Raw genomic sequence first — 20,295 nt, 5'->3', positions numbered from 1 at the left:
TCAACTGCCGCTTGCCTTCAGATCGGCCGCACTGCCGGTGTCGGCCTGCTCCAGGGTGGTCGCCTGGTCGTTGAGCCCCTTGGCCACGTTGATCAGGCCCTGGGCGACGTCGGCGATGCCCTTGCTCACCGCGTCCGCGGCGGGCACGTAGTCCTTGCTGAAGGCCTGGCCGGACTCGTCGTTGCCCCAGCACGGACCCTCACCGGTGAGCGAGGCCTGCAGCGCGGTGGCCGCCTTGGCCAGGTCGTCGCCGGCCCGGCTGAGCCTGCCGGCCCCGGCCCGGATGCCGTCGGCGTTCTGCCTCGTCTTGCCCGACATCACCAACCGTCCTTCCGGTACACCGAGCCGTAGCCCTCCTCGTCCTCCTCGGACTCCGGCCGGCGGTGCGCCGGTTTCGTGTTCTCCGTCACTTCTTCCAGCGGCGGGATCCGGAGCAGGTCGGCCAGTGAGGGGGCGCCGGGCAGCAGGTCCGGCAGGTCGATCATGGGCTCGTCCTCGGTGGCCAGCGGGGCCAGCTCCTCCTGGATCTGCTCCTGCGCCCTGGCCGCGGCCTCGCGCACCACGCCGGTGATGGTCCGGGCCAGACTCTCCGGGGTGACCCGTTCGAACGCACGCGGGGCGAGGGTCAGTTTGTTCAGCACGCCGTTGGCCCCGACCGTGGCGGTCACCACACCATCGGGTGAGCTGGCCTCACCCACCACGGCGGCCATCCTGGCCTGCGCCTCACGCAGGTTGTCGGTCTTCTCCCGCAGGTCACGCATCATGTCGTCGACGCGATCGCGCAGCTGGGCGTTGCGCGACTCCAGCTCGGCGTTCTCGGCGTCGAAGTCGAACATGCGGGTGCTCCCGAGGTCGGGCCTGGCGCGGGTGGGCCGCGTGGTCACAGGGAAGCTACCGTGAAGCCGGTTACGGTGTGCGCTGATCCATCCCATCCACACCCGTCACCACCTGCGCGGGGAGTATCCACAGCCGGGGCGGCCCCCGTTTTGACCCTCCCGGTGGACGCCAGGTATCTTTGCTACTCGTGCCCGACTTGCGTCGGGCCGCTCCGCGTGCCTGAGAGGCGCAGCCCGTGTGTCGCAGCCGGGCTGACCTCCAGGTGACACGCGCGGAATCCTCCCAATCCCAGTGGGACGTCTCAGGTGGAAATGGGGCGCGGAATCGGGCGACACGCCCGACCTCGGGTTACGGAGGAGCCCCGCAGAACCCCGGACACATCAGAGGCGAACAGAGAAAGACGGTCCATGCCCACGATCCAGCAACTGGTCCGCAAGGGCCGGCAGGACAAGGTCACGAAGACCAAGACCGCGGCGCTCAAGGGGAGCCCGCAGCGGCGCGGTGTGTGCACCCGCGTCTACACCACTACCCCGAAGAAGCCGAACTCGGCGCTGCGCAAGGTCGCTCGCGTCAAGCTGTCCAGCCAGATCGAGGTCACGGCGTACATCCCCGGTGAGGGCCACAACCTGCAGGAGCACTCGATGGTGCTCGTGCGCGGCGGTCGTGTGAAGGACCTCCCCGGCGTTCGCTACAAGATCGTGCGCGGTTCGCTCGACACGCAGGGCGTGAAGAACCGTAAGCAGGCTCGCAGCCGGTACGGCGCGAAGAAGGAGAAGAGCTAATGCCTCGCAAGGGTCCTGCCCCCAAGCGGCCGCTGATCTCCGACCCGGTCTACAGCTCCCCGCTGGTCACCCAGCTGATCAACAAGGTGCTTGTCGACGGCAAGCGGTCGGTCGCGGAGAAGATCGTGTACAAGGCGCTCGAGGGCGCCCGCGAGAAGAACAGCGCCGACCCGGTTGTCACGCTCAAGCGCGCGCTCGACAACGTGAAGCCGACGATCGAGGTCAAGAGCCGTCGGGTGGGTGGCGCCACCTACCAGGTTCCGATCGAGGTCAAGCCCGGCCGGAGCACCACTCTCGCGCTCCGCTGGCTGGTGAGCTTCTCCCGCCAGCGCCGCGAGAAGACCATGGTCGAGCGCCTGATGAACGAGCTGCTCGACGCCAGCAACGGTCTCGGGGCGAGCGTCAAGCGCCGCGAGGACACGCACAAGATGGCCGAGTCCAACAAGGCCTTCGCGCACTACCGCTGGTGATGACGTGGCGGATGGGGCCCACTCGGCGCCATCCGCCTTCCCGCGCTTGACAACGCGCGCCTCACGCAATCAGGAAACGAGGAAGACCCGTGGCACGCGACGTGCTGACTGACCTGGCCAAGGTCCGCAACATCGGGATCATGGCCCACATCGACGCGGGCAAGACCACCACGACCGAGCGCGTCCTGTACTACACCGGTGAGAACTACAAGATCGGTGAAGTGCACGACGGTGCGGCGACGATGGACTGGATGGAGGAGGAGCAGAAGCGCGGCATCACGATCACCTCCGCCGCGACCACCTGCTTCTGGAACGACCACCAGATCAACATCATCGACACGCCGGGTCACGTCGACTTCACCGTCGAGGTGGAGCGGTCGCTGCGCGTCCTGGACGGCGCCGTCGCGGTCTTCGACGGCAAGGAAGGCGTCGAGCCCCAGTCCGAGACTGTGTGGCGCCAGGCCGACAAGTACGACGTGCCGCGAGTCTGCTTCGTCAACAAGATGGACAAGCTCGGTGCGGACTTCTACTTCACCGTCAAGACCATCATCGAGCGTCTCGGCGCCAAGCCGCTGGTCATCCAGCTGCCGATCGGCTCCGAGAGCGACTTCGAGGGTGTTGTCGACCTCGTTCAGATGAAGGCCCTCACCTGGCGTGGCGACACCAAGAAGGGTGAGGACTACGCGGTCGAGGAGATCCCGGCCGACCTGGTCGAGCGCGCCGCGGAGTACCGCCTCGCGCTGGTCGAGGCCGTCGCCGAGACCGATGACGCGTTGATGGAGAAGTACCTCGACGGTGGCGAGTTCACCGTGGAGGAGATCAAGGCCGGCATCCGGCACATCACCATCAACAGCCAGGCCTACCCGGTCCTGTGTGGCTCCGCCTTCAAGAACAAGGGCGTGCAGCCGATGCTGGACGCCGTGGTGGACTACCTGCCGACTCCGCTGGACGTGCCGTCGGTCAAGGGCACGCTGCAGGACGGCGTCACCGAGGCGGTCCGCAACGCGGATGCCTCCGAGCCGTTCGCGGCCCTCGCGTTCAAGATCATGACGCACCCGTTCTTCGGCAAGCTGACCTACATCCGGGTGTACTCGGGCAAGGTCGCCGCGGGCGCGCAGCTCATCAACGCGACCAAGGACCGCAAGGAGCGTCTGGGCAAGCTCTTCCAGATGCACGCGAACAAGGAAAACCCGGTCGACGACGCCGCGGTTGGCCACATCTACGCCGTGACCGGTCTCAAGGAGACCACCACCGGCGACACGCTGGCCGACCCGCAGAAGCCGATCGTCCTTGAGTCGATGACCTTCCCGGACCCGGTCATCAAGGTCGCCATCGAGCCGAAGACCAAGGCTGACCAGGAAAAGCTGGGCATCGCGATCCAGAAGCTCGCCGAGGAAGACCCGACCTTCCAGGTCAAGCTCGACGAGGAGACCGGTCAGACGACCATCTCCGGCATGGGTGAGCTGCACCTCGAGGTGCTGGTCAACCGGATGAAGAGCGACTTCAAGGTCGAGGCGAACGTCGGCAAGCCGCAGGTCGCCTACCGCGAGACCATCCGCCGCAAGGTGGAGAAGTACTCGTACACGCACAAGAAGCAGACCGGTGGCTCTGGCCAGTTCGCCAAGGTCATCATCAACATCGAGCCCCTGGACACCTCCGAGGGCGCGATGTACGAGTTCGACAACAAGGTCACCGGTGGTCGCATCCCTCGGGAGTACATCCCGTCGGTGGACCAGGGCGCGCAGGACGCCATGCAGTACGGCGTGCTCGCGGGCTACCCGCTCGTCGGGGTGAAGGTGACCCTGACGGACGGCGCCTACCACGAGGTCGACTCCTCGGAAATGGCGTTCAAGGTGGCGGGCTCCATCGCGCTGAAGGAGGCTGCCCGTCAGGCCAGCCCCGCGCTGCTTGAGCCGGTCATGGCGGTCGAGGTGACCACCCCTGAGGACTACATGGGTGAGGTCATCGGCGACCTGAACTCCCGCCGTGGGCAGATCCAGTCCATGGGCGAGCGCAGTGGTGTCCGCGTGGTCAACGCGCTGGTGCCGCTGTCGGAGATGTTCGGGTACGTGAGCGACCTGCGTTCCAAGACGCAGGGTCGCGCCAACTACTCGATGCAGTTCGACTCCTACGCCGAGGTTCCGCAGAACGTGGCGAAGGAGATCATCGCGAAGGCGACGGGGGAATGACCCCGGGAGCCGGCCCGGCCTCCAGGTGAGGCCGGGCGGGCTCCAGCCGGAACCGCACGTCCCGTGCGGGCCAAAAACGGGGAGCCTTCCCCAGGGTCCGCACTCCGGCCCTGATATCGCCGGACCGACCACGATCAGTTGGCACGGCGGCAAGACAAGAAGTCCAGGAGGACAATCCAGTGGCGAAGGCGAAGTTCGAGCGGACGAAGCCGCACGTCAACATCGGAACCATCGGTCACATTGACCACGGGAAGACCACGCTGACCGCGGCCATCTCGAAGGTTCTGCACGACAAGTACCCGGACCTGAACCCCTTCACGCCGTTCGACCAGATCGACAAGGCGCCGGAGGAGAAGCAGCGCGGTATCACCATCTCGATCGCGCACATCGAGTACCAGACCGAGAAGCGCCACTACGCGCACGTGGACTGCCCGGGTCACGCGGACTACATCAAGAACATGATCACCGGTGCTGCGCAGATGGACGGCGCGATCCTGGTGGTGGCCGCGACTGACGGCCCGATGCCGCAGACCAAGGAGCACGTGCTGCTGGCCCGCCAGGTCGGTGTGCCGTACATCGTGGTCGCCCTGAACAAGGCCGACATGGTGGACGACGAGGAGATCCTGGAGCTCGTTGAGCTCGAGGTGCGCGAGCTGCTCTCCGAGTACGAGTTCCCGGGCGACGACCTCCCCGTGGTCCGCGTCTCCGCGCTGAAGGCGCTGGAGGGCGACAAGGAGTGGGGCGAGAAGCTCATCGGGCTCATGGACGCGGTGGACGAGTCCATCCCGCAGCCGGAGCGCGAGATCGACAAGCCGTTCCTCATGCCCGTCGAGGACGTCTTCACCATCACCGGCCGCGGCACCGTGGTGACCGGTCGTGTTGAGCGTGGCGTCGTCAACGTCAACGAGGAGGTGGAGATCGTCGGCATCAAGGAGAAGTCGGCGAAGACCACCGTCACCGGTGTCGAGATGTTCCGCAAGCTGCTGGACCAGGGCCAGGCCGGTGACAACGTCGGTCTGCTCGTCCGCGGCATCAAGCGCGAGGACGTCGAGCGCGGCCAGGTCATCTGCAAGCCGGGTTCGGTCACCCCGCACACCGAGTTCGAGGCGACCTCCTACATCCTGTCCAAGGACGAGGGTGGCCGGCACACGCCGTTCTTCAACAACTACCGTCCGCAGTTCTACTTCCGGACCACGGACGTGACCGGCGTGGTGACCCTCCCCGAGGGCACCGAGATGGTCATGCCGGGCGACAACACCTCCATGACGGTCGCGCTGATCCAGCCGATCGCCATGGAGGAGGGCCTGCGCTTCGCCATCCGCGAGGGTGGCCGGACCGTCGGCGCCGGCCAGGTTACCAAGATCATCAAGTGATGTCCGGGGGAGAGGTGGCGTGAGCTGCCTCTCCCCGTCACGGCCCCGATTTGGATCGCCATACCCCGGTGTGGCATTCTGTACGGGTTGCTCGTTGGGGCGGCCAGGCAAGGGTAAATCGTCTGGCCGCCCCACCACGAGTAGTCCCGCGTTCGTGAGGTTTAGCTGCTTTACGTACGTAGCCAGGACAGTAGGACCCGGGCCTAGCGGCCCATCCCACAGGTTCAAGTCAGTGGGACCGGTCTGTGCCTCAGGGCGCGACACGCCCGACCGCGTGGACCGGGAACCGTGACATCTCAACAGAGGCGGCGCCTGGCGCGGCCAAGACCCCAGAGCGGGCCAAGGCACAGCTGGCCAGCACCGCAGCGGTACGAGAAGAGGAACGGCAAGCCACCATGGCGGGACAAAAGATCCGCATCCGGCTCAAGGCCTACGACCACGAGGCGATCGACGCGTCCGCACGCAAGATCGTGGAAACCGTGACGCGCACCGGCGCTCGCGTGGTCGGGCCGGTGCCGCTGCCCACGGAGAAAAACGTCTACTGCGTCATCCGCTCCCCGCACAAGTACAAGGACTCGCGGGAGCACTTCGAGATGCGCACCCACAAGCGTCTGATCGACATCCTCGACCCCACGCCGAAGACGGTGGACGCGCTCATGCGCATCGACCTGCCGGCGAGCGTCGACGTCAACATCCAGTAATAGCCGGACGCACCGTTCGATTTTTGGGGCGAGGAAGTAACGAGACCCATGTCTGACAGGCAGATCAAGGGGATTCTGGGCACCAAGCTCGGTATGACCCAGGTCTTCGACGAGAACAACCGGATCGTTCCGGTTACCGTCGTGAAGGCCGGGCCGTGCGTGGTGACTCAGGTCCGTACGCAGGAGAATGACGGCTACTCGGCCGTCCAGCTGGCATTCGGCGCGATTGACCCTCGTAAGGTCAACAAGCCGGAGAGCGGCCACTTCAGCAAGGCCGGCGTGACTCCGCGCCGCCACCTGGTCGAGGTGCGCACCCAGGACGCCGCCGAGTACGAGGTCGGCCAGGAGATCACCGCTGAGCTGTTCGAGGCCGGCGCCGTGGTCGACGTGGTCGGCACCAGCAAGGGCAAGGGCTACGCGGGTGTCATGAAGCGGCACGGCTTCGCTGGCCTCGGCGCTTCCCACGGCACTCAGGCCAAGCACCGCTCGCCCGGCTCGATCGGTGGCTGCGCCACCCCGGGTCGCGTGTTCAAGGGCGTGCGCATGGCCGGCCGGATGGGCAGCGCTCGCGTGACCACCCAGAACCTGACCGTGCACCGCATCGAGGCCGAGGCCGGCCTGCTGCTCATCAAGGGTGCCGTTCCCGGCCCCAAGGGTGGACTGGTGCTGGTCAAGACGGCCGCGAAGGGTGGTGCGTGATGACCACGAGCGTTGACGTCCGGACTCCGGACGGCAAGACCGACGGCACCATCGAGCTGCCCGCGGAGCTGTTCGACGTTCAGGCGAACATCCCGCTGATGCACCAGGTCGTGATCGCGCAGCTGGCCGCCAAGCGGCAGGGCACGCACAGCACCAAGACGCGTGCCGAGGTCTCCGGCGGTGGCAAGAAGCCGTACCGGCAGAAGGGCACCGGCCGCGCCCGTCAGGGTTCGACCCGGTCGCCGCAGTTCTCCGGTGGTGGCGTCTCGCACGGCCCGAAGCCGCGGGACTACTCGCAGCGGACGCCCAAGAAGATGAAGGTCGCCGCTCTGCGTGGCGCCCTCTCCGACCGGGTGCGCAACGGCCGGCTGCACGTGCTGACCTCCCTGGTCGAGGGTGACACCCCGTCGACCAAGGGCGCTCGCCGCATCATCGAGTCCATCAGCACCGGCAAGCGCACGCTTGTCGTGGTGACTCGCGCGGACGAGCTGACCTGGGTCAGCCTGCGCAACCTGGACAACGTGCACGTGCTCGTGCAGGACCAGCTGAACACCTACGACGTGCTCGTCAACGACGACGTGGTGTTCACCAGGGACGCACTGGCGCTCTACATCGCCGGTCCGACCTCGGGCCACTCGGTCAAGGCCAGCGCTCGCGCCAGCGAGGTTGTCGCAGAGGAGGGTGACAAGTGATCCCCGATTACCGCGACATCCTGCTCGCTCCGGTGATCTCGGAGAAGAGCTACGGGCTGCTCGAAGAGGGTAAGTACACCTTCATCGTCTCCCCCGATGCCAACAAGACCGAGATCAAGATTGCTGTCGAGAAGGTCTTCGGTGTGAAGGTCGTGTCTGTGAACACGATCAACCGCCAGGGCAAGCGCAAGCGGACCCGCACCGGGTATGGCAAGCGCAAGGACACCAAGCGCGCGATTGTGACGCTGTCCGCCGAGAGCAAGGCCATCGAGATCTTCGGCGGCCCGGCCGCCTAAGGGATTGAGGACGCGTTAGAGATGGGCATCCGCAAATACAAGCCTACGACCCCGGGTCGTCGTGGCTCGAGCGTCTCGGACTTCGCCGAGATCACTCGTTCCACCCCGGAGAAGTCGCTGATCCGCCCGCTGCACGGCCATGGCGGCCGTAACGCGCACGGCAAGATCACCACGCGGCACAAGGGCGGCGGTCACAAGCGTGCTTACCGGCTGATTGACTTCCGCCGGGCGGACAAGGACGGCGTGCCGGCCAAGGTCGCGCACATCGAGTACGACCCCAACCGCACCGCACGCATCGCGCTGCTGCACTACCTGGACGGCGAGAAGCGCTACATCATCGCGCCGAACAACCTGCGCCAGGGCGACCCGATTGAGAACGGCCCGAAGGCCGACATCAAGCCGGGCAACAACCTGCCGCTGCGCAACATCCCGGTCGGCACCGTGATCCACGCGATCGAGCTGCGGCCGGGTGGCGGCGCCAAGATCGCCCGTTCCGCGGGCGCCAGCGTTCAGCTGGTGGCCAAGGACGGTCCGTACGCCCAGCTGCGGATGCCCTCGGGCGAAATCCGCAATGTCGACGTGCGCTGCCGCGCCACCGTCGGCGAGGTGGGCAACGCCGAGCACCAGAACATCAACTGGGGCAAGGCAGGCCGCATGCGCTGGAAGGGCAAGCGCCCGACCGTCCGTGGTGTGGCCATGAACCCGGTCGACCACCCGCACGGTGGTGGTGAAGGCAAGACCTCCGGTGGTCGCCACCCGGTGAACCCCGCTGGTAAGCCCGAAGGCCGGACCCGCCGCCGCAAGGCAAGCGACCAGCTCATCGTCCGGCGTCGTCGCACCGGTAAGAAGCGCTGAGCAGGAAGGGAGTGAAGGATGCCTCGCAGCCTGAAGAAGGGCCCCTTCGTTGACGACCACCTGCTCAAGAAGGTGGACGCGCAGAACGAGGGCAACAAGAAGACGGTGATCAAGACGTGGTCCCGTCGCAGCACGATCATCCCGGACATGCTGGGTCACACCATCGCGGTGCACGACGGCCGCAAGCACGTCCCGGTGTTCGTCACCGAGTCCATGGTCGGGCACAAGCTGGGCGAATTCGCCCCTACCCGCACCTTCAAGGGCCACATCAAGGATGACCGGAAGTCGCGTCGCCGCTGACCGCGGCCAGTGACACGAACAAAGAGCAAGGGGTAACAGCAATGGGTAACGATGCCGCAGGCGTGGAGCAGCTTCCGCGCGCAGTGGCGCGGGCCCGCTACGTCCGCATGACGCCCATGAAGGTGCGTCGCGTGGTCGAGCTGATCAAGGGCCGTAACGCCCAGGACGCCCTGGCCGTGCTCCAGTTCGCGCCGCAGGCCGCAAGCGGTCCGGTGGCGAAGGTGCTCGCCAGTGCCATGGCCAACGCCGAGAACAACCTCGAACTCGACCCCGACACCCTCTGGGTGAGCGCGGCGTTCGTTGACGAGGGCCCGACCATGAAGCGGATCCAGCCGCGCGCCCAGGGGCGCACGTTCCGGATCCTCAAGCGGTCCAGCCACATCACCGTCGAGGTGGAGTCCCGTCCGAAGGTGGTCAGCAAGGCTCGTAAGTCCAGCGTGAAGGGGAGTGGCCGGTAGTGGGCCAGAAAATCAACCCGCACGGCTTCCGGCTGGGGATCACCACCGACTGGAAGTCCCGCTGGTACGCAGACAAGCAGTACGCGGAGTACGTCGCGGAGGATGTCAAGATCCGCAAGATGTTCGCCCGCGGCATGGAGCGTGCCGGTATCTCGAAGGTGGAGATCGAGCGCACCCGTGACCGGGTTCGCGTCGACATCCACACCGCTCGTCCCGGCATCGTCATCGGACGCCGTGGCGCTGAGGCCGACCGGATTCGCGGTGCGCTGGAGAAGCTCACCAAGAAGCAGGTCCAGCTGAACATCCTCGAGGTCAAGAACCCCGAGTCGGACGCCCAGCTGGTCGCCCAGATGGTCGCCGAGCAGCTGTCCAACCGCGTGTCCTTCCGGCGCGCGATGCGCAAGGGCATCCAGTCCGCCATGCGCTCGCCGCAGGTCAAGGGCATCCGGGTGCAGTGCGGTGGCCGCCTCGGCGGTGCCGAGATGTCGCGCTCGGAGTTCTACCGCGAGGGTCGCGTCCCGCTGCACACGCTGCGCGCGGACATCGACTACGGCCTCTACGAGGCGCGCACCACCTTCGGCCGGATCGGCGTGAAGGTGTGGATCTACAAGGGTGACATCATCGGTGGCCGTCGCGAGGCAGTCGCCGCCGCGGCACCGGACAACCGCGCCCCGCGGCGCGAGCGTCCGAGCCGTCGTCGCTCCGGCGCGTCGGGCACCACGCCGACCAGCACCGAGGCCGGGCGGGCAGCGGCTGAGGCCGCGACCGAGCCGGTCGACACCACCCCCGCCGCGGCCGAGGCTGGCAACAGCGCGGCTGAGAAGACGGAGGGCTGAGTCGTGCTCATCCCGCGCAGGGTCAAGCACCGCAAGCAGCACCACCCCGGTCGCTCCGGCGCCGCCAAGGGTGGCACCAGGGTCACGTTCGGCGAGTTCGGCATCCAGGCGCTGGAGCCGGCCTACGTGACCAACCGGCAGATCGAGTCCGCTCGTATCGCCATCACCCGGCACATCCGCCGTGGCGGCAAGGTCTGGATCAACATCTTCCCGGACCGTCCGCTCACCAAGAAGCCTGCCGAGACCCGCATGGGTTCCGGTAAGGGTTCGCCGGAGTACTGGGTGGCCAACGTCAAGCCGGGTCGCGTCGTCTTCGAGATGAGCTTCCCGAACGAGACCGTGGCCCGCGAGGCGCTCCGCCGCGCGATCCACAAGCTTCCGATGAAGTGCCGCATCGTCACGCGTGAGGGTGGTGAGTTCTGATGGCAGCGACGAACACCGCTTCCGAGCTGCGTGAGCTCACCAACGAGGAGCTCGTGCTGCGTCTTCGGGAGGCCAAGGAGGAGCTGTTCAACCTCCGCTTCCAGATGGCGACCGGGCAGCTCGACAACAACCGGCGTCTGCGTGCCATCCGGCACGAGATCGCCCGTATCTACACCGTGATGCGGGAACGTGAGCTGGGCCTGTCCGTCTCGCCGGACGAGGTCGCGGCATCCGCTGAAGGTGAAGGTGCAGCATGAGCGAGAATGTCGAGAGCACGGAAGACCGCAACAACCGTAAGACCCGCGAGGGCTACGTTGTCGCGGACAAGATGGACAAGACGATCGTGGTCGCGCTCGAGGACCGCAAGAAGCACCCGCTGTACGGCAAGGTCCTGCGCACCACCACCAAGGTGAAGGCGCACGACGAGGCCAACACCGCTGGTGTGGGCGACCGCGTCCTCCTGATGGAGACCCGGCCGCTGTCGGCGACCAAGCGCTGGCGGCTCGTCGAGATCCTCGAGAAGGCCAAGTAACACCACCGCCCGGCGCGAGCGGGGCGGGACCGCGCGTGTCAGGTCGGAAATCTGGCACGCCAGTATGGGTCAAGGAGAAGGTAAGTGATTCAGCAGGAGTCGCGACTGCGCGTCGCCGACAACACGGGTGCGAAGGAAATCCTCTGCATCCGCGTTCTCGGTGGTTCGGCGCGTCGCTACGCGGGTATCGGCGACGTCATCGTCGCCACCGTCAAGGACGCGATCCCCGGGGCCAACGTGAAGAAGGGTGACGTCGTCAAGGCGGTCATCGTTCGCACGGTCAAGGAGCGTCGCCGTCCGGACGGTTCCTACATCCGGTTCGACGAGAACGCGGCCGTTCTGATCAAGAACGAGACCGAGCCCCGCGGGACCCGTATTTTCGGGCCCGTCGGCCGTGAGCTGCGGGACAAGAAGTTCATGAAGATCATCTCGTTGGCGCCGGAGGTGCTCTGACATGAAGATCAAGAAGGGCGACACGGTCGTCGTCATCGCTGGCAAGGACAAGGGCGCCAAGGGCAAGGTCATTCAGTCCTACCCGGACAACGACCGCGTCCTCGTCGAGGGTGTCAACCGGATCAAGAAGCACACGCGGGTCTCGCAGACCCAGCGTGGCGCCCAGACCGGTGGCATCGTGACGCAGGAGGCCTCGATCCACGTGAGCAACGTGATGGTCGTGGACTCCGACGGCAAGCCCACCCGCGTTGGTTACCGCACCAACGACGAGGGTCGTCGCGTCCGTATCTCGCGGCGGAACGGTAAGGACATCTGATCATGACGACCGCAGAGAAGATCGCTCCGCGGCTCAAGGGCCGCTACCGCGAGGAGATCACGGGCGCGCTGCAGGAGCAGTTCGTCTACGCCAACCGGATGCAGATCCCCGGCCTGGTGAAGATCGTCGTGAACATGGGTGTCGGTGACGCCGCCCGCGACGGAAAGCTGATCGAGGGCGCCATCCGCGACCTGGCCACCATCACCGGCCAGAAGCCGGAGGTGCGCAAGGCTCGCAAGTCCATCGCGCAGTTCAAGCTCCGCGAGGGCATGCCGATCGGCGCCAAGGTCACCCTGCGCGGCGACCGCATGTGGGAGTTCCTGGACCGGCTGCTGACCATCGCGCTGCCGCGTATCCGTGACTTCCGCGGTCTGTCCCCGAAGCAGTTCGACGGCAACGGGAACTACACGTTCGGTCTGAACGAGCAGTCGATGTTCCACGAGATCGACCCCGACTCGATCGACCGCCCGCGTGGTATGGACATCACCGTCGTCACCACCGCCGGCACCGACGAGGAGGGCCGGGCGCTGCTGAAGCTCCTGGGCTTCCCGTTCAAGGAGAACTGATCCATGGCGAAGAAGGCGCTTGTCCAGAAGGCCGCGCGCAAGCCGAAGTTCAAGGTTCGGGGTTACACCCGCTGCCAGCGCTGCGGCCGTCCGCACTCGGTCTTCCGTAAGTTCGGCTTGTGCCGGGTGTGCCTCCGCGAGATGGCGCACCGGGGCGAGCTTCCCGGCGTGAGCAAGTCCTCCTGGTAATCCAGGTCGGCCGGCCCACGCCCCACTGATTTCCACTTCGCCGTAGGCCCGTGCGGGAACCCCGGCGAGAAAGGTTGACAAGGTCACCATGACGATGACCGATCCGATCGCAGACATGCTCACCCGTCTGCGCAACGCCAACTCGGCGTACCACGACCAGGCCGTGATGCCGCACTCGAAGCTGAAGGCGTCGATCGCCGACATCCTGCAGCGCGAGGGCTACATCTCCGGTCACCGGACCGAGCAGGGCGAGAAGAGCCAGCATCTCGTCGTCGAGCTCAAGTACGGCCCCAACCGTGAGCGGAGCATCGCCGGCCTCCGGCGGGTCTCCAAGCCCGGTCTGCGGGTTTACGCCAAGTCCACCAACCTGCCGAAGGTGCTCGGCGGACTGGGCGTTGCCATCATCTCCACGTCGACCGGTCTGCTGACCGACCGGCAGGCCAACAAGCAGGGTGTGGGCGGGGAAGTCCTCGCCTACGTCTGGTAAGGGAGGGGAGTACACATGTCGCGTATCGGTAAGCTCCCGATCCCCGTGCCCGCCGGTGTGGACATCAACATCGACGGCCCCAGCATCACCGTGAAGGGCCCCAAGGGCACCCTCGCGCACACTCTCGTCGAGCCGATCCTGGTCGAGCGGGACGAGGACGGCGTGCTCCAGGTGAAGCGCCCGAACGACGAGCGTCGCAGCCGCGCGCTGCACGGTCTGTCGCGCACCCTGGTGAACAACATGGTCGTCGGCGTGACCGCGGGCTACGAGAAGAAGCTCGAGATCCACGGCGTCGGTTACCGCGTGGCGCTCAAGGGCTCCGAGCTGGAGTTCGCGCTCGGCTACAGCCACCCGGTGAAGGTGACTCCGCCCGAGGGCATCACCTTCGTCGTCGAGTCGCCGACCCGGTTCTCGGTCGTGGGCATCGACAAGCAGCAGGTCGGCGAGGTTGCGGCGAACATCCGCAAGCTGCGCAAGCCGGACCCGTACAAGGGTAAGGGCGTGCGCTACGCGGGCGAGATCATCCGCCGCAAGGTCGGAAAGACGGGTAAGTGAGCATGAGCGAGACAGCAACCGTCAAGCGCAAGCGCGCAGGCAAGGACGTCTCCACCCTGCGTCGCGTGGCCCGTACGCGTCGGCACTTCCGGCTCCGCAAGAAGATCAGCGGAACCCCGGATCGCCCGCGTCTGGTGGTCACCCGGTCCTCGCGGCACGTTGTCGCGCAGGTCATCGACGACCTCGCCGGTCACACCCTGGCCTCCGCCTCCACGCTGGAAGCGGACATCCGTGCGCTGGACGGCGACAAGAAGGCTCGTGCCGCCAAGGTGGGCGAGCTGGTCGCGGCCAGGGCCAAGGAAGCCGGCGTCGCCAAGGTCGTGTTCGACCGGGGTGGCTACGACTACCACGGTCGTATCGCCGCGCTGGCCGATGCCGCGCGCGAGCACGGGCTGGAGTTCTGAGAGTCATGCAGAGCACTGAAGGAAGGAACGCCTGATGCCGGGACGTACACGGCAATTCGGCGGCGGCCAGGGCGGTCCGGGTGGCCAGGGCAACGAGCGTGGCGAGCGGCGTGACCGCCGCGACCGTCGCGACTCCGGTCGTGGCGGAGCTCCCCAGGAGAAGAGCCTGCACATCGAGCGCGTGGTTGCGATCAACCGCGTCGCGAAGGTGGTCAAGGGTGGTCGTCGCTTCAGCTTCACCGCGCTGGTGATCGTGGGTGACGGCGACGGAATGGTCGGCGTCGGCTACGGCAAGGCCAAGGAAGTTCCGGCCGCCATCGCCAAGGGTGTCGAGGAGGCGAAGAAGAGCTTCTTCCGCGTCCCTCGTATCGCCGGCACCATCCCGCACCCCGTGCAGGGTGAGGACGCCGCGGGCGTCGTCCTCCTGCGTCCGGCCAGCCCCGGTACCGGTGTTATCGCCGGTGGCCCGGTGCGCGCCGTGCTGGAGTGCGTGGGTATCCACGACGTGCTGAGCAAGTCGCTGGGTAGCGACAACGCCATCAACGTCGTGCGTGCCACCGTCGCCGCGCTGAAGATGCTGCAGCGGCCTGAAGAGGTTGCCGCGCGTCGTGGCCTGCCGCTGGAGGATGTTGCTCCGGCCGGCATGCTGCGGGCCCGTGCTGGACAGGGGGCCTGATCCCCATGGCCAAGCTCAAGGTCACCCAGACGCGCAGCATCATTGGCTGCAAGCAGAACCAGCGCGACACCATTCGCACCCTGGGTCTGCGCAAGATCCGCCAGTCGGTGGTCCGCGAGGACTCTCCGCAGGTTCGTGGACTCATCCACACCGTGCGGCACCTGGTGGCGGTCGAGGAGGTCGCTGACTGATGACTATCAAGCTGCACCACCTGCGTCCGGCCCCTGGCTCCAACACCCCGAAGACCCGCGTGGGTCGTGGTGAGGGTTCCAAGGGCAAGACCGCCGGTCGTGGTACCAAGGGCACCAAGGCGCGCAAGAACGTCCCCGCGCGCCTCGAGGGTGGGCAGATGCCCATCCACATGCGGCTGCCGAAGCTCAAGGGCTTCAAGAACCCCTTCCGCACCGAGTACCAGCCGGTCAACGTGACCGACCTGGCCCGCCTGTTCCCCGAGGGGGGCAGCATCGGCGTCGAGGACATCGTCAACGCCGGTCTGGTCCGCAAGGGCAAGCTGGTCAAGGTGCTCGGCAACGGGGACCTCGGCGGGGTGAAGCTCGACATCACCGCGCACAAGTTCTCGCAGAGCGCGATGGACAAGATCAACGCGGCTGGCGGCTCGGTCACCGAGCTGTGAGCTGTTAGCTCGTGGACGGGCCGGCAGGGCGACCTGCCGGCCCGTTCCTGCTTTACAAGGCAAGTGGATTCGCGGATAGACGGTTGATACTCCGTTTCACCCATTCCCAAGGTCAATCCGACGGTAGGGGTGGGCACGGAGATCCCGGCTGTTAGAGTCGTCAGCACGCTTCGTACTGTGGTGGTGCGATGCGTCCCTGGACTGCGCGAGTTCGCTCGCCAGGTGGTGCACAGCCGGCCAGCGAGGCCGGGTCCGTCAGTAGTCGGCCAACCGGGCCGGCCACGCCGAGGAGGTCTTGCGTGCTCAGCGCCTTCCGCTCGGCTCTTGCGACGCCTGACCTACGCCGCAAGATCCTCTTCACCCTCGCGCTCATCGCGGTCTACCGCCTTGGCGCGACCCTGCCTTCGCCTGGGGTGTCGTACCCGAACATCCAGGCATGCATCCGGCAGGCTGAGGGTGACAACGCCAACAACATCTACACCCTGCTGAACCTGTTCAGCGGTGGTGCGCTGTTGCAGTTGTCGATCTTCGCGCTGGGCATCATGCCGTACATCACCGCGAGCATCATCATCCAGCTGCTCACCGTGGTCATCCCGCGGTTCGAGCAGCTGCGCAAGGAGGGTCAGGCCGGTCAGGGCAAACTGACCCAGTACACCCGGTACCTCACCATCGCGCTGGCCATCCTGCAGGCCACCGCGTTCACCGCGCTCGCCGTGCGGGGTCAGCTCTTCCAGAACTGCACCCTGGACATCATCCCGGACAAGGGCATCTTCGGCCTGATCGTCATCGTCATCACGATGACCGCGGGCACCGCGGTGATCATGTGGCTGGGTGAGCTGATCACCGAGCGCGGCATCGGCAACGGCATGTCGCTGCTGATCTTCACCATGATCGCGGCCCGGATCCCGGCCGAGGGCGCCAACATCCTGCGCCAGGGTGGCGTCACCTTCACCATCATCTGCGTGTTCGGCCTGGTGATCATCGCCAGCGTCATCTTCGTGGAGCAGGCGCAGCGCCGGATCCCGGTGCAGTACGCCAAGCGCATGATCGGTCGCCGGATGTACGGCGGCACCTCGACCTACCTGCCGCTGAAGGTGAACCAGGCCGGTGTCATCCCGGTCATCTTCGCCTCCTCGCTGCTGTACCTGCCGGACCTGATCACCCGCCTCACCGCCTCCACCGGTGACCCGAGCTGGTGGCAGATCTTCCTGCGCGACCAGGTGGTCAACCAGCGCAGCTGGGTGCACATCGCGCTGTACTTCATGCTGATCATCTTCTTCACGTACTTCTACGTCGCGATCACGTTCAACCCGGACGAGCGCGCGGACGAGATGAAGAAGTTCGGCGGCTTCATCCCCGGTATCCGTCCCGGCCGTCCGACGGCGGAGTACCTGCAGTTCGTACTGAGCCGGATCACCCTGCCGGGCTCGCTCTATCTGGGCATCATCGCCGTGTTGCCGAACTTCTTCCTCGGTGTCACCGGCGATGGGCAGAACCAGAACTTCCCGTTCGGCGGCACCGCTGTGCTGATCATGGTCGGCGTCGGCCTCGACACGGTGAAGCAGATCGAGAGCCAGCTCATGCAGCGTAACTACGAAGGGTTCCTCCGCTAGTGCGACTCGTTCTTGTCGGCCCGCCCGGAGCGGGCAAGGGTACCCAGGCCACCGTGCTCAGCCAGAAGCTCGGCGTGCCGCACATCTCCACCGGCGAGTTGTTCCGGTACAACGTCGGCCAGGAGACCGCTCTGGGCAAGGAAGCCAAGCGCTACCTGGACGCTGGTGAGCTGGTGCCGGACTCGGTCACCAACTCCATGGTCCGCGAGCGGCTGGCCGAGGCGGACGCGGTGAACGGTTTCCTGCTCGACGGCTTCCCGCGCAACACCGCGCAGGCCGACGTGCTGGGCCAGATCCTCAAGGAGAACGACGAGGGCCTGGACGCGGTGCTGGAGTTCGCGGTGCCGGAGGACGTCGTGGTCGAGCGCCTGCTCGCCCGCGGCCGGTCCGACGACAACGAGGACGTGATCCGGCGGCGCCAGCAGGTGTACCGCTCGGAGACCGCCCCGCTGCTCGACTACTACGCCGACATCCTGCTGAAGGTGGACGCGGTGGGCACGGTCGAGGAGATCACCGGCCGCGCGCTGGACGCGCTCAACAACCGTAGGTAGAAGGGCGGGACCCGTGCTCAGGCGCGGACGCGGAATCGAGATCAAGACGCACACCGAGCTGGAGGCCATGCGGGCCGCCGGCCTGGTGGTGGCACGCACCCTGGCCGCGGTCGCCACGGCGGCCAAGGCCGGGGTGAGCACCGGTGAGCTGGACGAGCTGGCCGAGCAGACCATCCGGGACGCCGGCGCGGTGCCCTCGTTCAAGGGCTACCACGGCTTCCCCGGCTCGATCTGCGCCTCGGTGAACGAGCAGGTCGTGCACGGCATCCCGAACCGGGAGCAGGTGCTCGCCGACGGCGATCTGCTGTCGGTGGACTGCGGCGCGATCCTGGACGGCTGGCACGGCGACTCCGCGGTGACCCTGGCCATCGGCACGGTGACCGAGCAGGAAGTGAAGCTGTCCAACGCCTGCCGGGAGTCGATGCTGGCCGGCATCGCCGCGGTGCGCCCGGACAACCGGCTCAGCGACATCAGCCACGCCATCGAGACCGCCGTGCTGGCCGCGGCCAAGCGCGACGGCCTGGAGTACGCCATCGTCGCCGACTACGGCGGCCACGGCATCGGCACCCAGATGCACATGGAGCCCTTCCTGCCCAACCGAGGCAAGCCGGGCAAGGGCCCCAAGCTCAAGGTGGGCATGGCCATCGCGGTCGAACCGATGGTCACCCTGGGCAGCGACGACACCGTCGAACTCGAGGACGGCTGGACCGTCATCACCGACGACGGTTCCCGGGCCGCGCACTGGGAGCACAGCGTCGCGGTCACCGAGAACGGCCCCTGGGTGCTCACCGCCCTGGAGGACTGAATCTGAACGCACGAAGGGCGCCCCGGAGTCTCGGCTCCGGGGCGCCCTTCGTCGTTCACTTGGCCGGGATCCGGCGCACCGCCGGCTTGAACTCCTGGTAGACCCAGACCGCCGGCAGCGGCACGTCGTCGAAGTGGCCGGGGTCCTCGGTCAGCACCGTCTCCCTGGCCAGCAGGCTGCCGTCGTTCTCATTGATCACCAGGGTGATCCGGACGGGCTTGCCGAAGCCACCGGGGGCGTCCACGTCGTCGATGGTGATCGCCAGGCCCCGCCTGCCCGCACGGTCGGTGGCCCGGCCGGGGCTGTTCAGGTCGGTCACGGTCGCCAGCTGGCGCAGCGCCCAGGCCCGCTGGCGCGGGTTGAGCGCCCGGGTGCCGAACAGCTCGGCGACCCGGTAGAAGCTGTAGCCGCGCAGCACCGGCCCCTGCCACAGCCACGGGCCGAAGGCGGCCTCGTCCTGGGGAATAGTCCCCACGTAGGCGTCCTCCTTGCCACCCGGCCGGTAGTGGTCGAACGTGGGCGGGGCACTGCCGTGCGGGCGGCCCAGCAGGCGGGTCCCATCCGGTTCGGTCAACACCTCCAGGTCGATGGTGCGCTGCTGGGTCGCGGTGGAGCGATCGACCGGGCGCTCCAGGACCTGGGTCACCGACCGCACTTCCTCCCACGCGCCCGGTCCCACCGGGTCGGGCAGGGCCTCGACCTTCACAGCGAGCCGGCGCAGCAGTTCCGCGGCCGGTGGCTGACCGGACCCGAGGGGCTCGACCACCAGCGGCCTGGGCCACTGTCCCGCCGCGGACTGGAGGTCGGGACTGAGCAGGTTCACCCCGACCACCGTCCCGGCGGCCACGGTCGCCGCCACCAGTCCCACCGCCAGCAGCCGGCGCCGGGGCATCGAGGCGCGACGGGCCGCGGGTTGCCGCACGGGCAGCTGGGTGAGGCCCGCCGGTTCGGCCAGGATGCGGCGCAGGTCGGCCGCCCGCTGTTCCGGCGTGGGCAGCGCGTCCCCCGCCGCCGGGTCCAGCGCCTGGTAGTGCAGGCGCAGCTCGTCCTCGACGCCCCTCATCGTGTTCCTCCAGTCCCCGGCATGGCCGGGATCAGCTCGATGTGCCTGGCCCGCAGCCGTCGCCGTAGCCGGTGCAGGCGCATGGCCAGCGCGGCCGGGTTGCAGCCCAGCACCGCCGCGGCCTCCCGGCTGGTCAGGCCCTCCCAGGCGATCAGCCGCACCGCCTCGCGGTCGGGTTCGGGCAGCTGGTCGAACAGCCGGGCCACGGCCAGCCGGGTCTCGGTCTGCTCGGCGTGGTCGGGCGCCTGGCCCGGACCGGCGTGCGCGGCCACCCGCTCGATGAGGGCCTCCGCCCTGGCCGCGCCGCGGAAGGCGTTGGCCAGCACCCGCCGGGCCACCCCGTACAGCCAGGGCAGCGGCAGCGGGCTGCGTTCCAGTTCGGCGAAGCGGCGCCAGGCGGTCAGGAACACCTCGGCCACCGTGTCCCGGCAGTCCAGTTCCGGCGCCCGGCGGCGCACATACCGGGCGATGTCCTCGTAGTGCAGCTGGTACAGCGCGGTGAAGCGCTGTTCGGGCTCGGTCATCGCACCCCCTTTCATC

32 protein-coding genes are annotated in these 20,295 nt (G+C 67.2%); 28 read left to right on the top strand and 4 right to left on the bottom strand.

Translation table 11 applies throughout. The features are described from left to right. Together HNR67_RS02375 and HNR67_RS02370 are read right to left on the bottom strand one after the other, a co-directional pair. The gene (locus tag HNR67_RS02375) at positions 1–318 is read right to left on the bottom strand and encodes a hypothetical protein (RefSeq protein ID WP_185000452.1); all 318 of its coding nucleotides are present in this window, start codon (positions 316–318) and stop codon (positions 1–3) included. Next, a complete protein-coding gene (locus HNR67_RS02370) occupies positions 318–836 on the bottom strand; it encodes a YbaB/EbfC family nucleoid-associated protein (protein ID WP_185000450.1) in 519 nt (172 codons plus the stop codon). The genes HNR67_RS02375 and HNR67_RS02370 overlap by 1 nt, the downstream gene beginning before the upstream one ends. Before the next feature lie 408 nt (positions 837–1,244). On the opposite strand from HNR67_RS02370, the gene rpsL reads away from it, so the two are divergent. The 28 genes from rpsL (at position 1,245) to map (ending at position 18,692) form a co-directional block, all read left to right on the top strand. Further along, entirely contained in the window at positions 1,245–1,619 is a 375-nt protein-coding gene (gene rpsL / locus HNR67_RS02365; protein ID WP_086785056.1) for a 30S ribosomal protein S12, read from the top strand. Then, positions 1,619–2,089, top strand: coding sequence for a 30S ribosomal protein S7 (rpsG, locus tag HNR67_RS02360; protein ID WP_185000447.1), 471 nt, complete (start codon positions 1,619–1,621; stop codon positions 2,087–2,089). Before rpsL ends, rpsG begins: the two co-directional genes overlap by 1 nt. Positions 2,090–2,178: 89 nt before the next feature. Next, positions 2,179–4,278, top strand: a complete 2,100-nt coding sequence (fusA, locus tag HNR67_RS02355) for an elongation factor G (RefSeq protein WP_185000446.1) — start codon at positions 2,179–2,181, stop codon at positions 4,276–4,278. A 179-nt stretch (positions 4,279–4,457) separates the two neighbouring features. Beyond that, entirely contained in the window at positions 4,458–5,651 is a 1,194-nt protein-coding gene (gene tuf, locus HNR67_RS02350) for an elongation factor Tu (RefSeq protein WP_185000444.1), read from the top strand. 395 nt (positions 5,652–6,046) lie between these two features. Then, positions 6,047–6,352: a 30S ribosomal protein S10 gene (gene rpsJ / locus HNR67_RS02345; protein ID WP_003938093.1), complete on the top strand. Its 306-nt coding sequence runs from the start codon at positions 6,047–6,049 to the stop codon at positions 6,350–6,352. Between the two features lie 48 nt (positions 6,353–6,400). Further along, positions 6,401–7,051, top strand: a complete 651-nt coding sequence (gene rplC / locus HNR67_RS02340) for a 50S ribosomal protein L3 (protein ID WP_185000442.1) — start codon at positions 6,401–6,403, stop codon at positions 7,049–7,051. After that, positions 7,051–7,743: a 50S ribosomal protein L4 gene (gene rplD, locus HNR67_RS02335; RefSeq protein ID WP_185000440.1), complete on the top strand. Its 693-nt coding sequence runs from the start codon at positions 7,051–7,053 to the stop codon at positions 7,741–7,743. Before rplC ends, rplD begins: the two co-directional genes overlap by 1 nt. Continuing rightward, on the top strand, positions 7,740–8,039 hold the full coding sequence (gene rplW / locus HNR67_RS02330; RefSeq protein ID WP_185000438.1) for a 50S ribosomal protein L23: 300 nt from the start codon (positions 7,740–7,742) through the stop codon (positions 8,037–8,039). Before rplD ends, rplW begins: the two co-directional genes overlap by 4 nt. 21 nt (positions 8,040–8,060) lie before the next feature. After that, complete coding sequence (rplB, locus tag HNR67_RS02325) at positions 8,061–8,894, top strand: 50S ribosomal protein L2 (RefSeq protein WP_185000436.1); 834 nt, start codon at positions 8,061–8,063, stop codon at positions 8,892–8,894. Positions 8,895–8,912: 18 nt separating this feature from the next. Beyond that, entirely contained in the window at positions 8,913–9,194 is a 282-nt protein-coding gene (gene rpsS / locus HNR67_RS02320; RefSeq protein WP_086785072.1) for a 30S ribosomal protein S19, read from the top strand. Between the two features lie 41 nt (positions 9,195–9,235). Then, the gene (gene rplV, locus HNR67_RS02315; RefSeq protein ID WP_185000434.1) at positions 9,236–9,652 is read left to right on the top strand and encodes a 50S ribosomal protein L22; all 417 of its coding nucleotides are present in this window, start codon (positions 9,236–9,238) and stop codon (positions 9,650–9,652) included. After that, positions 9,652–10,488, top strand: a complete 837-nt coding sequence (gene rpsC / locus HNR67_RS02310; protein ID WP_185000432.1) for a 30S ribosomal protein S3 — start codon at positions 9,652–9,654, stop codon at positions 10,486–10,488. Before rplV ends, rpsC begins: the two co-directional genes overlap by 1 nt. Positions 10,489–10,491: 3 nt before the next feature. Next, the gene (gene rplP, locus HNR67_RS02305) at positions 10,492–10,911 is read left to right on the top strand and encodes a 50S ribosomal protein L16 (RefSeq protein WP_185000430.1); all 420 of its coding nucleotides are present in this window, start codon (positions 10,492–10,494) and stop codon (positions 10,909–10,911) included. After that, complete coding sequence (rpmC, locus tag HNR67_RS02300; protein WP_185000428.1) at positions 10,911–11,168, top strand: 50S ribosomal protein L29; 258 nt, start codon at positions 10,911–10,913, stop codon at positions 11,166–11,168. The genes rplP and rpmC overlap by 1 nt, the downstream gene beginning before the upstream one ends. Further along, positions 11,165–11,443 (top strand): 30S ribosomal protein S17, encoded by a 279-nt coding sequence (gene rpsQ, locus HNR67_RS02295; RefSeq protein ID WP_185000427.1) that lies wholly within the window; start codon positions 11,165–11,167, stop codon positions 11,441–11,443. The genes rpmC and rpsQ overlap by 4 nt, the downstream gene beginning before the upstream one ends. Before the next feature lie 84 nt (positions 11,444–11,527). After that, complete coding sequence (gene rplN, locus HNR67_RS02290) at positions 11,528–11,896, top strand: 50S ribosomal protein L14 (RefSeq protein WP_185000426.1); 369 nt, start codon at positions 11,528–11,530, stop codon at positions 11,894–11,896. A 1-nt stretch (position 11,897) separates the two neighbouring features. Continuing rightward, a complete protein-coding gene (rplX, locus tag HNR67_RS02285) occupies positions 11,898–12,212 on the top strand; it encodes a 50S ribosomal protein L24 (protein ID WP_185000424.1) in 315 nt (104 codons plus the stop codon). Positions 12,213–12,214: 2 nt separating this feature from the next. After that, complete coding sequence (rplE, locus tag HNR67_RS02280; RefSeq protein WP_185000422.1) at positions 12,215–12,778, top strand: 50S ribosomal protein L5; 564 nt, start codon at positions 12,215–12,217, stop codon at positions 12,776–12,778. Positions 12,779–12,781: 3 nt separating this feature from the next. Then, the gene (locus HNR67_RS02275; protein ID WP_185000420.1) at positions 12,782–12,967 is read left to right on the top strand and encodes a type Z 30S ribosomal protein S14; all 186 of its coding nucleotides are present in this window, start codon (positions 12,782–12,784) and stop codon (positions 12,965–12,967) included. An 88-nt stretch (positions 12,968–13,055) separates the two neighbouring features. Further along, positions 13,056–13,454 carry a 30S ribosomal protein S8 gene (rpsH, locus tag HNR67_RS02270; protein ID WP_185000418.1) on the top strand — a complete coding sequence of 133 codons (399 nt, stop codon included), beginning with the start codon at positions 13,056–13,058 and terminating at the stop codon, positions 13,452–13,454. Positions 13,455–13,469: 15 nt separating this feature from the next. Beyond that, positions 13,470–14,009, top strand: coding sequence for a 50S ribosomal protein L6 (gene rplF, locus HNR67_RS02265; RefSeq protein WP_185000416.1), 540 nt, complete (start codon positions 13,470–13,472; stop codon positions 14,007–14,009). After that, the gene (gene rplR / locus HNR67_RS02260) at positions 14,006–14,413 is read left to right on the top strand and encodes a 50S ribosomal protein L18 (protein ID WP_312986250.1); all 408 of its coding nucleotides are present in this window, start codon (positions 14,006–14,008) and stop codon (positions 14,411–14,413) included. Before rplF ends, rplR begins: the two co-directional genes overlap by 4 nt. Positions 14,414–14,447: 34 nt before the next feature. After that, positions 14,448–15,089: a 30S ribosomal protein S5 gene (rpsE, locus tag HNR67_RS02255; RefSeq protein WP_185000414.1), complete on the top strand. Its 642-nt coding sequence runs from the start codon at positions 14,448–14,450 to the stop codon at positions 15,087–15,089. Between the two features lie 5 nt (positions 15,090–15,094). Next, the gene (rpmD, locus tag HNR67_RS02250; RefSeq protein WP_185000412.1) at positions 15,095–15,280 is read left to right on the top strand and encodes a 50S ribosomal protein L30; all 186 of its coding nucleotides are present in this window, start codon (positions 15,095–15,097) and stop codon (positions 15,278–15,280) included. Next, positions 15,277–15,723, top strand: coding sequence for a 50S ribosomal protein L15 (rplO, locus tag HNR67_RS02245; protein WP_185009984.1), 447 nt, complete (start codon positions 15,277–15,279; stop codon positions 15,721–15,723). Before rpmD ends, rplO begins: the two co-directional genes overlap by 4 nt. 299 nt (positions 15,724–16,022) lie before the next feature. Continuing rightward, a complete protein-coding gene (secY, locus tag HNR67_RS02240) occupies positions 16,023–17,336 on the top strand; it encodes a preprotein translocase subunit SecY (protein WP_185000410.1) in 1,314 nt (437 codons plus the stop codon). Then, entirely contained in the window at positions 17,336–17,887 is a 552-nt protein-coding gene (locus HNR67_RS02235) for an adenylate kinase (protein ID WP_185000409.1), read from the top strand. Before secY ends, HNR67_RS02235 begins: the two co-directional genes overlap by 1 nt. Positions 17,888–17,900: 13 nt before the next feature. Next, positions 17,901–18,692 carry a type I methionyl aminopeptidase gene (gene map, locus HNR67_RS02230; RefSeq protein WP_185000407.1) on the top strand — a complete coding sequence of 264 codons (792 nt, stop codon included), beginning with the start codon at positions 17,901–17,903 and terminating at the stop codon, positions 18,690–18,692. A gap of 55 nt (positions 18,693–18,747) precedes the next feature. Here map and HNR67_RS02225 read toward each other — a convergent pair whose 3' ends face one another. Both HNR67_RS02225 and HNR67_RS02220 read right to left on the bottom strand, forming a co-directional pair. After that, a complete protein-coding gene (locus HNR67_RS02225) occupies positions 18,748–19,755 on the bottom strand; it encodes a hypothetical protein (RefSeq protein WP_185000405.1) in 1,008 nt (335 codons plus the stop codon). Further along, positions 19,752–20,279, bottom strand: coding sequence for an RNA polymerase sigma factor (locus HNR67_RS02220; protein ID WP_185000404.1), 528 nt, complete (start codon positions 20,277–20,279; stop codon positions 19,752–19,754). The genes HNR67_RS02225 and HNR67_RS02220 overlap by 4 nt, the downstream gene beginning before the upstream one ends. Between the last annotated feature and the right edge of the window lie 16 nt (positions 20,280–20,295).

This window comes from Crossiella cryophila (genome assembly GCF_014204915.1).
GTDB lineage: Bacteria > Actinomycetota > Actinomycetes > Mycobacteriales > Pseudonocardiaceae > Crossiella > Crossiella cryophila.
The sequence above is the reverse complement of the archived record's forward strand: the minus strand, read 5'-3'. Positions and strand labels throughout refer to the sequence as shown.

Coding starts and splice junctions, on each gene's coding strand:
- HNR67_RS02375 (WP_185000452.1), bottom strand. CDS start 318: ATGTCGGGCAAGACGAGGCAGAACGCCGACGGCATCCGGGCCGGGGCC.
- rpsS (WP_086785072.1), top strand. CDS start 8,913: ATGCCTCGCAGCCTGAAGAAGGGCCCCTTCGTTGACGACCACCTGCTC.
- rpsQ (WP_185000427.1), top strand. CDS start 11,165: ATGAGCGAGAATGTCGAGAGCACGGAAGACCGCAACAACCGTAAGACC.
- rplE (WP_185000422.1), top strand. CDS start 12,215: ATGACGACCGCAGAGAAGATCGCTCCGCGGCTCAAGGGCCGCTACCGC.
- rpsJ (WP_003938093.1), top strand. CDS start 6,047: ATGGCGGGACAAAAGATCCGCATCCGGCTCAAGGCCTACGACCACGAG.
- rpmD (WP_185000412.1), top strand. CDS start 15,095: ATGGCCAAGCTCAAGGTCACCCAGACGCGCAGCATCATTGGCTGCAAG.
- HNR67_RS02220 (WP_185000404.1), bottom strand. CDS start 20,279: ATGACCGAGCCCGAACAGCGCTTCACCGCGCTGTACCAGCTGCACTAC.
- rplV (WP_185000434.1), top strand. CDS start 9,236: ATGGGTAACGATGCCGCAGGCGTGGAGCAGCTTCCGCGCGCAGTGGCG.
- rplD (WP_185000440.1), top strand. CDS start 7,051: ATGACCACGAGCGTTGACGTCCGGACTCCGGACGGCAAGACCGACGGC.
- rplC (WP_185000442.1), top strand. CDS start 6,401: ATGTCTGACAGGCAGATCAAGGGGATTCTGGGCACCAAGCTCGGTATG.
- HNR67_RS02275 (WP_185000420.1), top strand. CDS start 12,782: ATGGCGAAGAAGGCGCTTGTCCAGAAGGCCGCGCGCAAGCCGAAGTTC.
- HNR67_RS02370 (WP_185000450.1), bottom strand. CDS start 836: ATGTTCGACTTCGACGCCGAGAACGCCGAGCTGGAGTCGCGCAACGCC.
- rplB (WP_185000436.1), top strand. CDS start 8,061: ATGGGCATCCGCAAATACAAGCCTACGACCCCGGGTCGTCGTGGCTCG.
- HNR67_RS02225 (WP_185000405.1), bottom strand. CDS start 19,755: ATGAGGGGCGTCGAGGACGAGCTGCGCCTGCACTACCAGGCGCTGGAC.
- rpsL (WP_086785056.1), top strand. CDS start 1,245: ATGCCCACGATCCAGCAACTGGTCCGCAAGGGCCGGCAGGACAAGGTC.
- rpsE (WP_185000414.1), top strand. CDS start 14,448: ATGCCGGGACGTACACGGCAATTCGGCGGCGGCCAGGGCGGTCCGGGT.
- rplF (WP_185000416.1), top strand. CDS start 13,470: ATGTCGCGTATCGGTAAGCTCCCGATCCCCGTGCCCGCCGGTGTGGAC.
- rpsG (WP_185000447.1), top strand. CDS start 1,619: ATGCCTCGCAAGGGTCCTGCCCCCAAGCGGCCGCTGATCTCCGACCCG.
- rpsH (WP_185000418.1), top strand. CDS start 13,056: ATGACGATGACCGATCCGATCGCAGACATGCTCACCCGTCTGCGCAAC.
- rpmC (WP_185000428.1), top strand. CDS start 10,911: ATGGCAGCGACGAACACCGCTTCCGAGCTGCGTGAGCTCACCAACGAG.
- rplX (WP_185000424.1), top strand. CDS start 11,898: ATGAAGATCAAGAAGGGCGACACGGTCGTCGTCATCGCTGGCAAGGAC.